This is a genomic window from Micromonospora sp. NBC_00898 (genome assembly GCF_045207895.1).
GTDB lineage: Bacteria > Actinomycetota > Actinomycetes > Mycobacteriales > Micromonosporaceae > Micromonospora.
Map to the genome: position 1 here is coordinate 2,925,087 of NZ_CP108775.1, position 15,487 is coordinate 2,940,573.

At 67.3% G+C, this 15,487-nt stretch carries 11 protein-coding genes; 2 read left to right on the forward strand and 9 right to left on the reverse strand.

Annotation, left to right across the window (positions count from 1 at the left end; translation table 11 throughout):
* Positions 1-56: 56 nt before the first annotated feature.
* The 7 genes from OG799_RS14305 to OG799_RS14335 form a co-directional block, all read right to left on the reverse strand.
* Positions 57-380 carry a hypothetical protein gene (locus OG799_RS14305; RefSeq protein WP_406045518.1) on the reverse strand — a complete coding sequence of 108 codons (324 nt, stop codon included), beginning with the start codon at positions 378-380 and terminating at the stop codon, positions 57-59.
* Positions 377-2,464, reverse strand: coding sequence for an EAL domain-containing protein (locus OG799_RS14310; protein ID WP_406045519.1), 2,088 nt, complete (start codon positions 2,462-2,464; stop codon positions 377-379). Before OG799_RS14310 ends, OG799_RS14305 begins: the two co-directional genes overlap by 4 nt.
* Positions 2,465-2,681: 217 nt before the next feature.
* The gene (locus tag OG799_RS14315) at positions 2,682-2,957 is read right to left on the reverse strand and encodes a hypothetical protein (protein WP_406045520.1); all 276 of its coding nucleotides are present in this window, start codon (positions 2,955-2,957) and stop codon (positions 2,682-2,684) included.
* Between the two features lie 231 nt (positions 2,958-3,188).
* Positions 3,189-6,035, reverse strand: a complete 2,847-nt coding sequence (locus OG799_RS14320; protein WP_406045521.1) for a hypothetical protein — start codon at positions 6,033-6,035, stop codon at positions 3,189-3,191.
* Between the two features lie 255 nt (positions 6,036-6,290).
* A complete protein-coding gene (locus tag OG799_RS14325) occupies positions 6,291-7,544 on the reverse strand; it encodes a hypothetical protein (protein ID WP_406045522.1) in 1,254 nt (417 codons plus the stop codon).
* Positions 7,545-7,596: 52 nt separating this feature from the next.
* Positions 7,597-11,163 (reverse strand): BREX-2 system adenine-specific DNA-methyltransferase PglX, encoded by a 3,567-nt coding sequence (pglX, locus tag OG799_RS14330; protein ID WP_406045523.1) that lies wholly within the window; start codon positions 11,161-11,163, stop codon positions 7,597-7,599.
* Positions 11,164-11,235: 72 nt separating this feature from the next.
* Complete coding sequence (locus tag OG799_RS14335) at positions 11,236-11,475, reverse strand: winged helix-turn-helix domain-containing protein (protein WP_280840481.1); 240 nt, start codon at positions 11,473-11,475, stop codon at positions 11,236-11,238.
* Positions 11,476-11,787: 312 nt separating this feature from the next.
* Between OG799_RS14335 and OG799_RS14340 the strand changes: the two genes are divergently transcribed.
* Positions 11,788-12,066 (forward strand): DivIVA domain-containing protein, encoded by a 279-nt coding sequence (locus OG799_RS14340; RefSeq protein ID WP_406045524.1) that lies wholly within the window; start codon positions 11,788-11,790, stop codon positions 12,064-12,066.
* A gap of 270 nt (positions 12,067-12,336) precedes the next feature.
* A complete protein-coding gene (locus OG799_RS14345) occupies positions 12,337-13,272 on the forward strand; it encodes an ADP-ribosylglycohydrolase family protein (RefSeq protein ID WP_406045525.1) in 936 nt (311 codons plus the stop codon).
* A 67-nt stretch (positions 13,273-13,339) separates the two neighbouring features.
* On the opposite strand, the gene OG799_RS14350 is transcribed toward OG799_RS14345, so the two are convergent.
* Together OG799_RS14350 and OG799_RS14355 are read right to left on the reverse strand one after the other, a co-directional pair.
* Complete coding sequence (locus OG799_RS14350; RefSeq protein WP_406045526.1) at positions 13,340-13,972, reverse strand: hypothetical protein; 633 nt, start codon at positions 13,970-13,972, stop codon at positions 13,340-13,342.
* Between the two features lie 428 nt (positions 13,973-14,400).
* Positions 14,401-15,384: a hypothetical protein gene (locus OG799_RS14355; protein ID WP_406045527.1), complete on the reverse strand. Its 984-nt coding sequence runs from the start codon at positions 15,382-15,384 to the stop codon at positions 14,401-14,403.
* Positions 15,385-15,487 lie beyond the last annotated feature (103 nt).

A 15,487-nucleotide genomic window follows, 5' to 3' on the forward strand; every position in this document is an offset into this window, starting at 1 on the left:
GCCGGCTTCACGGCACACCCCGACCTCGTGCGCCAGGTCGTCGAGTACCGGCCGGATCAGTCCTCCTCGGCGAAAAGCGGCCGAAGCTGATCGAGAAGCTGGGCCTTGCTGACGTTGCGCGGCAGATCGACCTTCAGGTCCAGGTCGGGGCCCTTCACCGTCAAGGTCACTGATGGCCGCGGGTCGCGCAGCCGCCAGTTGCGTATCGCCGTCACGAGAGCATTTACCTGCGGCTGCAGGGTGGCCAGTGTGGCGAGGTTGGCCATCACGCTCACCCCCTCAACGGCGAGGGTGATGGCGGAGACGCCCCGGACGCCCTCGTACGGCAGGTCCAGTTCCTCGATGACGTCTGCCGGCAGTAGCAGCTTGACGCTGGTCATACCTCACCTCTCACCAGGGCTGCAATGCGTTCCCGGACTGATTGATTCAGCGGACGCAGTGAGGTGGACGCAACCTCACCGCAGAAGTAGCCCTGGACGTGGTGGATCCCCAGGTCGTAGATCTGCTTGAGACCTACCGGCGCCTCGTCGTCGTAGCCCTCCACGATCACTGCGCGGGCGTTGGGCGCGTGCCCACGGTGGAGCCCGTCACGAGCAACCCGGGCGACGAGCTCGAGCTCCTCCACCGCGAGGGGGTGGTGGAGGACGGCCCGGTCGACCTTGATCTGGGTCAGTGGCAACTCCGCCATGCGTGCGAGCGACGCGTAGCCGACGCCGAAGTCGTCCACCGCGAAGCTGATGCGAAGCTCCCGGGCCAGCTCGGTGAGCCGGCGGTGGAAGTAGGCAAGAGGTTCCTGCGGCCATCGCTCACCCGGCCCGGGCTGGATGGCATCCTGCTCCGAGATCTCGAGGGTAAGTGTGCGCGGATTGAGATCGGCCTCGGCGAGGGCCTTGCTCACCTGCGTGAGGTAGGAGTCGCTGAGCAACGAGCGGACCGCGACGTTGACCGAGAGTGGCTTCGTGCCCTGCCAGGGTGCCTCGGCATCGGCGGCGGCGTACGAGTGGACCGCCTTGGCCAAGAGGAGGGCGTCGCGTTCGATGATGAAGCGATCGCCCCAGGCGTGCGCCATCTGCAAGGCCACCAGCGGCGCCCGTACCTCCTGATCTCCGCGGCGAGCCAGCGCTTCGTAGCTCTGGATGCTCACGCCGGCCGCTCGCAGGTCGAGTTCCACGACGGGCTGGAACACCATGATCATTGAGCCGATCAGCTTCTGGTAGAGGCTGAAGGCGTACTGGTAGAGGTTCAGCGGCAGCCGTCCGAAGTTCGTACGCAGGGCGGTCATCACCCGCATCTCCGCTTCGAGCGGGTCGGCGAGCGGGTTGGAATCCCAGATCGTCCGCAGCATGACGGCCAATGGTTCGCCCATGTCGAGTGGCGCGAGCGCGGGGTCCACCACGGTCAGCGTGAGGGTCCGGTCGTCCTCGTACGAGAGAGGTACGCAGAGCAGGCGTCGGCCGGCATCGTTCGAGACGATGTGTCCGGGCATCGAGGTCCGGTACTGGATGGCATCGGCGGCGCTCAGCTCGAGAAGCGGCCGCAGCTCCTCCTTGTTGAACCGGGCTGTCGAGTTGACCACGCCGATCCTCCGGCCGGAGAACTCCACCACGGCAACCGAGTCGGCGTCGAGGGCGTACCGGATGATCTCCACGCGCTCGGCCTGACCCTGCTGGTGCGACTGCTGCATCGGGTGTGCCTTCGAGCGGAATACCCGACCGAGCAGCTGCACGATCGAGCTGGAGAGCTCCTCGAGCGGGCTCTTGCACGGCCGGGTAATGCCGGGGTTGGCGGGCGAGCTCAGCGCCTGTCGGTCATGCCTTGAGACCGGCGGCTGGGTCAACACCGTGGTCGGTCCCCACATGTGCACGAGCTGAACGGGCGGCGGTTCGATCCCCTGTTCGGCCACGAAGGTGGCCATCTGTCCGAACGACACCCGGCCGCTGTCGTCGGCGGCCTCGCCGCGAAGCGCGCGAAGCAGATGATGGGTCAGCACTCCCTGCCGATGCTCGTCGCTCTCCCGCGCCGCAGAGCCGTTCGGGCAGGCCAGCAGCGCGCTGTGGCGGTCAACCTGAGTGCGGTAGGTCTGCATGGCCTCGGCATGACGCAGGTCGGCGTCGAGGTAGATCCCGGCATGGCAGCAGTCGAGGATGAGGAACGACGTGCCGGCAAAGGCCTCGAAGACGTCCCGCTTGAGGAACGCCATCCGGAGGCCGTTATCCGGCTCGCGGCGCAGCCCGTCCGGATCCAGGTCGGCCGTGACGAGGTACGCGTCGAGCTGAGTGCTCCATTCGGGCACCAGCGCGTGACCGGCGAAGTAGACGAGCAAGACATCGGACGGGTTCGAGTCGAGTGCGATCTCCCGTAACCGGGTCTTGATTTCAGCCCAGGTGGCATTGGGACCGACGTAGAGGTCCACGTCGCTGTCGTCGAAGGTGCCGATCCGCTGGTCCAGCAGCACACTCCGCATCGCCTGGGCGTCGCTCTCTGCATAGCGGAGAGCGGGCAGCTGCACGTCGTGCCCGCCGTGATTCACTCCGATGAGGACCGCCCACCGCCTGCTCGGCGCCATCAGAACCCCCAAAGGTGATCCGCTCCGCCACTACAGCGAGGAGTCAGAGCAGCGCTTTAGGTGACACTATCGAATATTTTTCATCTGATGATCTGGGTGGAGAGTCAGATACCCGTCATGTCCGGGATAGATCAGCCGGGAATACCGTACCTGCCGTCGGCTGTACGACCGCCGAGGTGAGTCTTGGCGCCCAGGTCGGCTCTTCGTCACCGGCCAACAGCAGAACGCCGCTGTCGGCACAGATCGCCAGCCAGGCCGGATCCGTACACTGCGTGAGCAGGACAGGTGTGGCGGATACGCCGTGTGCGGCGAGTCGGTACCGGTACTCGAGGACCTGCCCGAGACCGAGCCGGAGCTGCTCGACCTCGTTGCCGGCGACCACGCTCTTCACCTCGGCGATGAAATGGCGACCGGCGGCGTCCCGCGCAGCATCGCGCCGTACCGAAAACGTACGACCGCGCGACGCAGCTCAGCGCAAAGCTGCCGGTGCCGTCGCACCGGCGCTGCCGGCGGAGCGCCTGAACTGAGCTCACTTCATGAGCGTCCGCAAACACCCCACCACTCGGCCACATTCGACTTTCCCTTTGTTTCCATCACTGTTACACCTCTCAACGTCGCCTGGTCAGCGGGCCCGACGGCGGTGGCGCCGGACGTACGTGAAGCCATCAGGAAGAGCGCGATCGACGATCTTCGCGGTGCGTACCGCCTCACGATGCGCCTCGATCTGCTCCGGTGAGGCGTGCGCTCCTGCCGGAAGCCGCCGTACGAAGCCGTCCACCCAATGATCGCGGCGTGGCACTGGCTCCTCTTTCCGATGATCAGGATGCGGGGCAAGGCTCACCACCTTCGGGGCGAAGCGGAGGAGTCCGGCCGGTTTTTGACCGGCTCGGGGCGGATAGCTGGGCAGCCCGTCCTGGTCCAGGCTTCCTCGTACACGTCCGAGACGTCGATCGCGGATCAGGTCTTCCAGGGCAGGCTGGATCCGGTTCGCGCGGCTCGGCGGCAGGCCAAGCTGGAGACAGTTAGTCAACAGCGCCGCTTCTGCCAGAATTGCGCTGCCGTCGGGGCTGAGATGGCCCAGCTTCCGCAGCGTGCGCAGGACCCACCCGGTATCGGAGAGGTCAGGCGTCCCGCCCTCGTCGTCAGCGCCCGGCGCGTTCTCCCTGACGACAACCCGGATGTCGTAGCGGTGTCGGTAGGTCAGGTCGTCGACCCGCTGCGGTCGAGGCAGTAGATCAGTGGTGGCCAGGACCAGTTCATCGTTCGGACGCCACTGGAAGGTGACCACGGTCCCAGGCAGGAGTCCTCGCGGCCATGCCACTCCGTGCAGCTCCCACTGGCCGCCGAGCCGCCGGACTTCGACGTCGCTCTCCACGATCCGGCCCTGTTTCGTCTGGCCGGGATGGTTGACGCCTATCCGGATGTGCTTTCGGTCGGTTGGTAACGCTGTCAACCCGTCGGGGAGAGCACACCACCCACCGCCGATCTGCGCCCTCCCAACCGCAACCGTCCACCGGAGTTGCCCAGCGTCGAAGTCGCCCGCGATCCTCTGTGCTGTGCCCGTCTGCTTCGGCAGCCGCGAGGCTTGCGACTCCGCCACCCTGCGGAGTTCATCGGAGATCTCGTCCGCTAGTGACTTCACCGTCTGGGCGCCACGAGAGTCTCGCGTCGACTGAAGGGCAACCGTTGCGAGCCGTCGCGCCGCCGCCGGGCCTCGATGGGGCTGCGGGCAGTTGTCGGCAGTGACGAACGCCTTGCCGGAGCGCGAGATCAGTGACCGCAGCAGATCACGGGTGCGCTCCGAGACGGGGAACCCCAGGGCCTCGGGTACGAGCCGATTGCGCACCACGTACCGCACCACGGACGCCGCCCGCTCGTCCCGACAGACGACATGCACACTCGACAGCTCGCCGCCCAGGTCGAGAACAGCCCGGCAGACCGCATGAAGGCACGCGTCATGGTCGTTGACGGCCCGGTCTGTGCCGGTGCCCAGTTCACCGTGCTCGGTCACCCAGGCGAAGCCAAACTGTCCTGCGTCGTTGTATGAGACGTCCACCGCGCCGACGACGCGTGCCACATCGGTCGGCACCTGCTTGAGCAGTTCGGGACAGAGAAAGGCCGCCTGCTCATGCCCACCCTGCGGCGGCAGACTCGATCGTGCCTCGTCGGTGGCATGCTCTCTAGCCTCGGGCTCGCGAGTCTCGGGTTGGGCACTCCGGGGTAGGTCCACCGGCTGCAGACGCGAGCGCACAACTCGTGCGATCGACGACGCGCAGCCGGCGTGGCGCTCCCCAGGCGTCCGCTTTGGGCAGCTCTTCCGGTGCTCCTCCAACGCCCGGTCGACCTGTCGTGCCAGGGCGGGATCGGCCTGCCGCACGGCCATCGTCGCCTCGGCCACGGAGCCGGCGCGCGCCATAGGCACTTTCCGCGCCCGGTGAAGGCGGCTCGCCTGTGCCCGTAGTTCCGCCATCACAAGCTGAGCTTCCAGGCAGCGGGCGCTGCCCCGGGCGTACGCCTCACCGGCGCGGCGCAGGCGCGGCACGACGCCCTGACCTACCCCACCGGACAGATCGGCCTCCAGCGACCGGCGGGCGCGCACAAGTTCCGTCACGATCTCTTCCGTGCATTCCGCCCACTGCTCCGCCACCGCGGGGTGCGCCATTGCCTGGTCGCACTCCCAACGGTTGACCTCTGCCACGGCTTCGCGCGCGAAGTCCTCCGGGCTCAGCTTCCTCAGCCGCTTCACTTCGGCGGGCAGCTCGACGGGGTGCTCGTCATACGCCTGCAGCCACGTCCACACATCGGCAGTCGGAGGTTCAAGCGCACCGACCCGTACACCCCTGCGACGCAGCGCCTTCGCGAACGCCTTGTCGAAGGTGTGCGGTGCGACCTCACGAATGACCCGGGCCTCCACCGGTTCCTCGATCGAACCATCGGATGTCGCCTGACTCCGGGCATGAGAGGCGGCACGGAAGGTGTCGACCGCTTCTTCCCGGCGGAGCCCGAGTTCTTCGCGGGTCACCGTCAGTTCCTCGGCGGCACTGCCGTTCAGTCCGGCGATCCGGATCTCGAGATCGACAAGCAACTCCGCGTACCTGATCGCGGCGATGGAGGAAGGCTCACCGGCACGTCGGCGGTGAAGCTCCCGCTCGGACGGGGAGAGCTGCTTGCCCTCGACAACCGAACGGTGCAGGGCGGCGAGCCAGACCATGTCCCGGGGCAGCGGGCTGGCGGTCCGATGCGTCTCGGGCTGCGGCCGCCCGGTGGGTTCTCGGGGCGCCGGCGTCCGTGCCGTGCTGACCTGCGGTGCTGCCTGTCGTCCGTAACATCCGCCACAGAGCAGCTGGGACCAGTCGCCCGAGACCGTCACGACGGAGCTGGACACGTTGGTGCGACGGCAGGTCGCGCAGCGGAACGTCAGCGGCTTGTTGAGTGTGTACCGCTGCAGCTTCCCCAGCGTGGCGTGCACTTTCCTGATCTGGTACCCCGAGGGGGGTCGTGATGCCATCCTGCCTTCCTCGGCAACGAGACTTCTCACGTACGGGTCTCCCTGACCCGCCCTCAAGAGCAGGGCGGGTCAGGGGCCAGGAGCCAGTGGTTCAGTTGTCAGGCTCACCGCAATCGAGGGTGTGGGTGGGGCCTGATTCCGTTGGCTTCCAGCAGCAACCGGCTGGCCGTGTCCAGTCCCATCGGAGAGCCCGCGTGGCTGACGGTCGACGCCCACTCAGTCTTTCTCGTCGCGTTTCTCGTCGTCCCCGCGCCAGCGGAGCGCTCGCTCGGCGAACCGGCCGGAGAGCTTGCCCGTCACCGATTTGGCTCGGTCGAAGGTCTCGTTGCCGAGGCGCTTGGCGGTACCAACGCCGTCTGCTCCTGTCTCGAGCGCCTTATCCCTCGCCTCCATGGCCGCGTCCATCCATCGCCTTGCCTCCGACGACTGGCGAGCGCCCTCGATCCCGAGCCGCCCGTGGAAGTCGACGACGGCGATCGAGACATGGTTGCTCGCCTGCACCACAGCCGGGGAGTCCATCGGATGGAACAGCACCTTCGTGTTGGCCGTGCCCGCAGCCGCGTCCATGCGGGCCATCAGGCGCTCGGTGCACCGGCAGATGAGTTCCAGCCGGTTCTGCCGGGCAGCCTTCAGTCCGAGGCGATGCCCGTCCAACTCCCCCGGTGACGCGTCCAGCACCCGGTCGAGTTCGAGCACGGCGATCGCGTCCTGCAGCTGGAAGCAGCGAGCCAGGACAGCGAGCCACTCCTGTGCCTTGGACTCTGCTTCCCTGGCCGCCTTGGCGAGATCACCGATCGCGGTCTTGCGCTCCAGCTTCTCCGCGAGCGCGTCGAGTTGACGCAACGCGTACGCCTGGGTTTCCGCGATCGTCGCCGGCGAGCCCTGCACCTTCGACCACGTGACCTCGTCGACCCGGCCCCTCGCCTCTCGGATGGTCATGGCCTCCTCGATGACGAAGCCCACCCCGATCATGCGGGCCAACACGGCGTCCTTCTGGGCGCGGAGCACATCGTCGACCTTCTCGTCGATCGTGGCGAGATAGTCGGTGATCTCCTTCATGCTCTGTTGCATCGCAAGCTGTGCCATGAGCCCCGCTGCGCCGGCCAGGAGCGCAGGGTTGGTCACAACCGATCCATGTCCCTTCACGAACTGGAGGTTCTTGACGAATTGGCCATTCTGCGCCCTCAACGTGGCATGCAAGTTGCCGGAGGACGAGTTTTTGACTAGCGGGAACTTCGTCGCGACCCTCGCGGACTCCTCGGTCAGTTTCATCCAGCGACCTGAGTTGGCGGCGAATTCGGAACCTGCCTGTGCGACTCCCGCGGCCTTACCGAGGGCAGGTCCGAGCCGGTGCAGTCCGAGGTCCTTCGACGGCAGTCCCTCAGAGACGAGGAAGCGTTCGACAGCCGCCGGATGCCCGATGACCGCCAGCCCATCGCCGTCACTGATCAGCTGAATCTCGTTATCCATTATCGACTCCTGACGTGCGGGCACGGGTACACAGCGACGATCTCTGCTCTGTTCACTGCTTAGCTCTGCGGCCACGGGTGGCCTTGGTCGGGCGCCACGACGTGAGCGCCGCGTCGGTGAGGTGGAGGCGGTTGGTGGTCTCGGCGAGGAAGCCGGCGTAGATGTCCGCCGGCGAGGCGCCCCACTCGGGGTCGAACTCGCCGTGCCACTGGCGTACCCAGGGCAGGATCTCGCGCAACCCCGCGACCAGCGGGAGCAGCCGGTCGGCGGCCCAGCCGTCCTCCTGCTCGCGGGCGACGATCAGGGTGGCCAGGGCCTGGGCCTGCTCACGGTGGTCCCAGCCGGCCCAGCCGACCAGCAGCGACGGGTCACCGTCGCGGCTGGCACCCGGGTACGAGACGAACCGCTCCTTGGGCACGTCGAGCTTGCCCCGGTGCCGCCAGTAGCTGGTCTTGAGGAAGTCCGCCGAGGTGTACTTCGGCGGCACCGGGATCTGCTTGCGGAACTCCCGCTTCGCCGCCTCGTCGGGCAACGCGTCCTCCTGCCACTGCAGGTCCCACACCTGCTCCCAGTCCGCGCGCCTGGCCAGCCCGGAGTCCTTGTAGCGCAACGCGGCCAGGTGCGGCACGTGCTCGTCGGCGACCAGGTCGGCGATCACCTTGCCGAGATCCTGACCAGGCGCGTAGAGGTTGGCGACGGTGAGCACATCGTCGTCGCGGCGCAGCTCGTCGGCGAGCTGGGCGGTGGTCAGTGGGCGCGGCTGCTCCAGACCGTCGACGTGCTGGTACCACAGCTCCCGCGCCTCGCACCGGTCGAGCAGCCAGTCACGCAGCGCCTTGGCCTGCATCGCGTCCCAGCCCTCGCTGGCCCAGCGCCGCTTGCACTCCGGTCGCTCGATCAGCCCGATGTTGCGGTTGCCCACGATGACCGCGATCCGCCGCTCCACCATGGACCGATACTCGTCCGACCAGTGCGCCGGCAGCTCGGTGATCGGCGTCGACCCGTGCCGGGCGAACCACTGCGTCTCCGCCTCACCGGCGGCGACCTTGCGGGCAAGGACGATCTCGAACGCCCGCTCCCCCAGCCTCAACTCCGGCACCGAGCCGGCCGGGACGGTCAACTCCTCATCCAGCAGCCCGTAGAGCGAGTAGACCTGCCAGTCCAACTCCTCCTGCAACGCAATCATCCGCGCCCGGACCGAGTGCCAGTCGCCGTAGGCGGCAGCCAGCCGCTCGCGGGTCGGCACGCCGGAGGCCGCGACCGCCGCCGGGCTCACCGTCGCGAACCGCTGCGATAGCTCGTCCATCCCACGAGCAAGTTCCAACGGGTACGCCGACGGCAGCGGAAACCGTTCAATCTTCGTGCCGTTGAACTGGTAAAACCGCTCCCACATTTCCGCTTTGAACCCAGACTGGTAGCCCTCGTTCCCCTTGTTATGGCAAACCTGCTTCAGCCAAAAGCAGGCGGTCGAACTGTTGAGCAGCCCGAGCAACCGCAGGTGATCGTCCTCCGACGCCCCTCCCGGCAACTTGATCACGGGAGCGGTCTGCTTGAAGACCTTCCCTCCCCGATCCAGGACGAAATGGTTATGCGTCGCCACCTCCCCAAACGAAATCGACAGCGGTGTCCGATAGGCGGAGGCGGTGTGTTGCATGTATTCCCACCAGCGGAGCCCGGCGTCCGCCATGCTGCCTTGGAAGGTGCGCCGCTCCTCGAGAAGATGCCGCCACGGCCACAGTTCGTCGGCAAGACCGTCCGCGCCGAGCGCAGGCTCGTAGGGATACCAAATCGCATCCTCGGGGTTGGCGTACCAATCTCGCACCGCATCGCCGGTCAGCAGGGGCCGGAGCGCGATTGCGCTTACCCTCGTCCGCAGGCCGCGATTGAGTGGTCGCGTGAAGGCTTCGTCGGCACCCGCTCGGATCGCCCGTCCGACCGGCGCTTCAATCTCTCGGGTTAGACCCTCGCTAGTAGCGGTCTGAATGGCTTCCGCTAGGGCTGCAGCCCCACCGCCACCAAGGCTCCACGGATGGCTGCCAAGTCGGGGCCGGTCGATGTCATCGACGCTGACCCAACTGCTCTCTGATCCCGGCCTGCCAACCTGATCGACGATTGCTCGCCACACAAGCCCCCGACTCGGATCGGCAGGCGCAGTTGGCTCGCCTCGGATACCCATCACCGCTCGAACCGTCTCGGCTCGGTACCGCCTACGGTGCCTGCCTACGAGGATTATTGTCGGCGTTCCGTGCCCGGGGATGTAGGCGCCGGACGTATCGACCACGTGGGTCAGGTCGATCTCGTGCGCGAAAAAGTCCTCGATCAGCTTCTTGCCAAACTCCCGCTTCGCGAACGAGTTCGCCGTGATCTGACCGACGTGACCCGCACTCCTGCCATCGGCATCGGCCGACTTCGCCAACTGGAAGAAGCGCTGGGAAAAGGGAACTGACAGAGCGTAGGTGCCCGCGCACGCGCTGTAGATCAGGCGGTACAGGTCGTTGAGACCCTTGTCCTTGACGGTGATGTATGGCGGATTGCCCACGACGACGTGGTAGCGGCGCTCTTCGAGGATGCCGGGATGCTCGTGCACGTCCTCCGTGGCGTAGTGGAAGTCGGCCAGTTGATCCACGCCACCGAAAAGGTCGAGTTGCCGAGCCTTGATGAGCGAGTCCCCGACCGCCAGGTGCAGGGGGAACGCGTACCCTGCCGCGTCGTCGAAAGTCTTGAAACGGCAGGAGCGCAGGGCGGCGACTAGGAGGCGGAAGCGGGCGATCGATACGGCGAAGGGGTTGATGTCGACGCCGTGGACGGCGTCGAGGGCAAGGCGCACACGCTCGTGGGGGTCACGGTTGGGGGCAGCCTGCTCCCACTCCTCGAGCATCCGGTGGAAGGCGCCGAGGACGAAGTGGCCCGAGCCGCAGGTCGGATCGATCATCTTGACCACGTCGTGGCCGAACTCTTCAATCGCCGGGGTTAGGGTCAGGTCGAGGATGAACTCCTCGACGAACTCCGGCGTCTGCAGCAGGGCATAGGTCTTGCGGGCCGCCTCGGAGAGGTCCTGGTAGAGGTCGCCGAGGAAGCGGGTGTCCCACTCCGGGTCGGTGAAGTCGTGCACCAGTCCGCCACTCTCGCCGCGCCGGCGCCAGAAGCCGATCAACTCCTTGGCCGCGTCGTGCGACAGCGGGATCTGGTAGAGCGGGTTGTGCCGCTCCTCGAACAGCGACTTGCCGGCCTGAGTGCTGGCGATGGCGTCGAAGCCCTTCTCGAGCCAGCCACGCAGCGTCTCCTCGGGCCGGTCACGGAAGAACTGCGCCTCGGCCTCCTCGGCCAACACCAGCCGGTCCCCCGGCCCGGCCAGGTACGGCTCGGCCAGCAGCCCGTTGTCCTCGCAGAAGCGTACGAACACGGTGCCGAGCACCCAGGCGACGGCGACCTGGGTCACCCGCTCGTCCCGCCAGGCCACCCAGGTGGCGGCGGTACGCCCGACCTTGAAGGCGTGGTCGTACTCGCCACGCAGCCTGAAGCGCACCTCCTCGACCGACTCGGCCTGCTCCCGCAGGTCCTTTTCCAGGTTCTTGACCTGCTTCTGCAGGTCGGACAAGAGCAGCTTCCGGTCGATCACGCGACGACTCTAGTCGTCCCGCCCACGGGACGGAGGTACCCGTAAGGCCCGTTCTGGCCGACGGGTCGCTACCTACGGCTCCCGCATCCAGGTCTTCGGGTCGGTGACGAAGACACCCTTGCCCTGCTGCCGACGGATCACCCGCAGCGCCTCCAGCCGCGCGTAGGACATTTGCACGGTCCCGTGACTGACGCCGTACTTCTCGCGCAGCTCGCTGATTGAAGGCAGCCTGTCCCCCGGCTTGAGCTTCTTGGACCTGACGTCGGCGATCACATCATCGGCGATGCGCCAGTAATCCGGCACTTCTCGCATGGCACTCCTCGCGTGGCAATCCGATTCGATCACACCGCGACGCGCCCAACAAGCAGCGTTGACTCATCTGACATGTCTAGATATGTTGATTCCGGGCCGCTCCTCGCGTGGCAACGAGTACGGCTCATCCCCCTGGTCGGGGCGGGTGCGCATGCCCGTCCCGACCCACCGGACTGCTCCGCCGTCGTACCGCTGATCAGAGCTGCGGCGGCGGAGCGGGCGGGCCGCCCGCGGCCGGCGTGCGGACGGCCCGCCCTTCCAGACCCACCGCAAGGACCTCCCCCGCTCCCGCCTGATCAGGAAAGGACCGACGTGGCCCAGGTGTATCGAGGTGGCCAGCTCTACGGGACCGGCCGCCCGGACCGGTTGACCCCGCACGAGGTGCGGACCCGCACGTTCGACCCGCGCCGTCGCGGCGCCGACCCCGATCAGGTACGCGAGTTCCAGACCCTGGTCGCCCACGAGCTGAACGACCTCCACCAGCAGGTACGCATGCTCAGCCAGGAGAACGACCGGCTCAAGCGAGCACTGCGCGACTGGCAGACCATGCACGCCCGCGAGTGCCGGCCGCCGAACGAGGGCCACTGGTAGCGGTGCGCCCACAAACCGGCGACCTGCTGCGGATCGACGGCCGCGCCTCGGTGCAGTTCGCCGGGAACCGCTCCCTCACATTCCGGGTCGTCTCAGTCTGCGACCGCCCGACGTACGCCGGCTGGGTCTGGCTGACCGGCTACGTCATCAACCGGCGCGGCCAGGCGACCGCCAAGCGCGAGGTGTACGTACAGCTCGCCGGCCTCCGCCCCGCCACCGGCACCCCGGCCCCGAGCCGCTCCCGCTGGACCCGCCCCTATGCTTCGCGGAATGACCAAGGTGACGGCAGCGCAGCTCACGACCGCTCGGGGCTGCGTGCTCGGGCTGATGCTCGGTGACGCGATCGGCGCGACCGGCGGCAACGTACCGGCCAGCGGGACGCTTCGGGCCACCAGTGCCGGCCAGCTCGCCTGCTTCACCCTCGAAGGCCTTATCCGCGCTGACGTACGCGCCGCCCACCGAGGAATCTGCCACCCACCCAGCGTTGTTTGGCGCTCGTACCATCGCTGGGCCACGATCCAGGGCATCTCCGGCGTGAAGCCGTTGCCGGATGAGGATTCGCCCACCGGTTGGCTGTCCAGGGTGCCGGCGTTGGCGGAGCGACGCGGCTCAGCACCAGCGACGGTGGCGGCATTGCAGCGGCAAACGATGGGGACGATCGACAAGCCCGCCGGCACGAGCACCGGGGCACACGCCCTCTCGCGGACCCTGCCGGTCGGCCTATACCCAAGCTGCAACCCGGCTGAAATCGCCGCGCTCACGCACACAGGTGAAGCGCTGGGCGCCGCCTGGCTCGGTGCCACGGTGGTTCGCCTCCTCGCCGCAGGAAATCGCCTGAACGACGCCCTGGAGAGTGCACGGCTGCACGCTGCGGGCTGGTTCCAGGCCGCGGAGCGGTCGCTGGCTCCAGCGCTGACTGCGGCCCGGTCGCGCCCGGGTATGCTCCACGAGCTCATCCGCCTCGCTCCCGACGCGAGGGCGGTTTCCGCGCTGGCCGGTGGCGCGTACACCGCCGCATCCTTTCCTGGGCCGGAGACCGTCCGAGAGGCACTCCTGTTCGCCGCCTCGGCTGGCGACGGCGGCCACGCCGTGAGGGTGGCTGGCGCCCTGCTAGGAACGGTGCACGGACCGACGCCCTTCCGGTCGACTGGCTGTCCCGGCTGGAGTTGGCCTGGACGGCCGACACCCTGGCCCGGGATCTTGTAACCCAGGTCGAGGACAGCCCATCTGGTGGCGAGTACGTCCCCGCGATCAACCCATACTGGTGGAGCCGCTACCCCGGCGGCTGACGGCCGGTGACCCACCGGTTCCGCTGGGACGGCAACGTGGTGTTGCCGGTTGAGGTTCGTTGTTGATTCATGAACCGGCGCGCCTCCATGATCGTCGGCACGACCGTCTCATAAAGATATGGAACATTCGTGAGGCCCGCCCAGCGGTGAACGCCCCATGCCGACGGGTCGGTGAAGGCGGCAATGAGCGTGTCGACGCCGGCGATTCGCGCCTGCTCCAGTCGCGGGCCAAGCTCCCGGCGGCGGCTCATCAGCGCGGCGAGCGCCGTGTGGACCGGGGCTCCCTGAACGATGCACAGGGTCGGCTCGAGGACCTTGATGGTCGCCGCCATGCGCGGGGCGCAGTTGCGGCTCATCGTCGCGTTGCCTCGCGATTTCGTCGTGCCCTGGTCAGTCGCCGAGCAGAGCCGCATGTTCGCCATGGCGAAAGCATCGAAGAGATGCACGGGCGAAGGCACGGCGTTCAGACGAAGCAGTTCGCCTCCACGATCGGGGCCGGGCTGCCGGCCGAGGACGGGCCGGAGGGCGCTCGTCACACCCTGCATGTGCGCGTTCCGCTTCGTGAACGTCTCACTCGCTGACTGCATCAGTTCGGCGTGGCGCATCTCGAGTGTCACGCTCTCTCGCGCTCGTCCGGTCTCCATCGCGATGACCAGGACACGCGTTGGTACCCCGCCGATTGCCAGGTCGTAGTGGTGGCCGACATGGGACAGCTGCCCTGCGGCGAACGCAGCCTCCGGACGTGACCCCCCACGTCGGCGGCTCAGAACGCTCTGTCGACAGCTGCCGAGCCTTCGGCAGATGCATCCTCCCGACGGTCCCAGAACGTGCTCAGCCATGTACTGCCGGAGTTCGGCGATACGCCCGGCGGTGACGTCGGTGTCGCTTGTGAGGATCATGGCGACGGTTGCTCCGCCGAGGTCGGAGTGAGGGCGCGACATGACGAGGTCATGTCCGGACGGTAGCGCAGCCCGCAATGGATCCAGGTCAACCGCGTCGAGCCAAGGCGACCTTCGCTGTCATCGGAAGCAGAAGGCGGTTCTGATCAACAGAACCTGGTCGGGCAGAGCCACCCCGGCACGTTGAAGTCGTCGTCGTCATCATCATTGCCGGGAATGTACGGGAGGTTGCCGTCACCGTTACCGCCCGACGAGGTCGTCCGCTCCATGTCCTTGACCGTCACGACGATCAGTCGCCCCTGCCGTACGGGCTGCGCTGCGCTCGGGATGCTACTGACAACGACGGAATCGGACGGGTGCGCCACCTTCAAACCGGCCCGCGCCTTCACCTCCTGAGCCGGCTCCGAGCCCTTTACGACGCGGGCGTCGACCGCGGCCTTAGCACCTGCCGGCGCCTTGCCCTTCGCGTAGCGAACGAGGACTAGTTCGCGGACCCCGGCCAGCAGACCATTGCCCTCAAGCAGGCTGTCGGTCGGTGCATTCTTCGGCAGCGGCGGCATCACCGGATGTGCCGAGAACCAGAACACCTCACTCTCCTTGAGGGCGAACAGCGTGACCTGGGTCTTCGGCGGGACGGCAGTGCCGACCGGCGGGTCCGTCGCGACGACCGTCCAGTCGGTGTCGCTGACGATGTTCCGTCCGAGCGGTGAGTGGTCCTTCCAGTCCGCTCGTAAATCGAAATCACGCACGAGCATGCCGGTAGCCCTGGAGAGGTTGCTCCCGACCACGTAGGGCACCGTCGGAGAAGGCGAGGCGGAAACCGGAGCAGCAGAGATCGAAACCAGCGGAGTCGGTGTGGTTCCCGCCGAGGCAGCGGATACGGGCGCATCTTGCTTGAACGCAGCAGGGTAGATGGCTGCGCCGAGAGCGACGGACACCACGACCACGCACGCTCCAAGGACCGCCTTACCCGTCGTGGGAGCCTGCTCGCCACCCCTGCGGACCAGCCAGCAGAGGATCACCCAGAGGCCCCAGATCGTTCCGACGACCGGCAACAGGAAGAGGCCCAACACCAAGGCGACCACTACTCCGACAACGGCCGCCCCTCCGCCCCCCGCGTTCTTCGCCACCAGTCCGCCCCTCTTGGTCGTTCAACCCTCCGACCTGGGCGGTCGGAGGGAGGGACCAGTGTGCCACCGGCTTCGGGACGACCGACCTCGGCCCCCGGCGCGG

Excerpts from the sequence above, each read along its gene's own strand:
- OG799_RS14335 (WP_280840481.1), bottom strand. The coding sequence starts at position 11,475 with ATGCGAGAAGTGCCGGATTACTGGCGCATCGCCGATGATGTGATCGCC.
- OG799_RS14345 (WP_406045525.1), top strand. The coding sequence starts at position 12,337 with ATGACCAAGGTGACGGCAGCGCAGCTCACGACCGCTCGGGGCTGCGTG.
- OG799_RS14325 (WP_406045522.1), bottom strand. The coding sequence starts at position 7,544 with ATGGATAACGAGATTCAGCTGATCAGTGACGGCGATGGGCTGGCGGTC.
- OG799_RS14305 (WP_406045518.1), bottom strand. The coding sequence starts at position 380 with ATGACCAGCGTCAAGCTGCTACTGCCGGCAGACGTCATCGAGGAACTG.
- OG799_RS14310 (WP_406045519.1), bottom strand. The coding sequence starts at position 2,464 with ATGCGGAGTGTGCTGCTGGACCAGCGGATCGGCACCTTCGACGACAGC.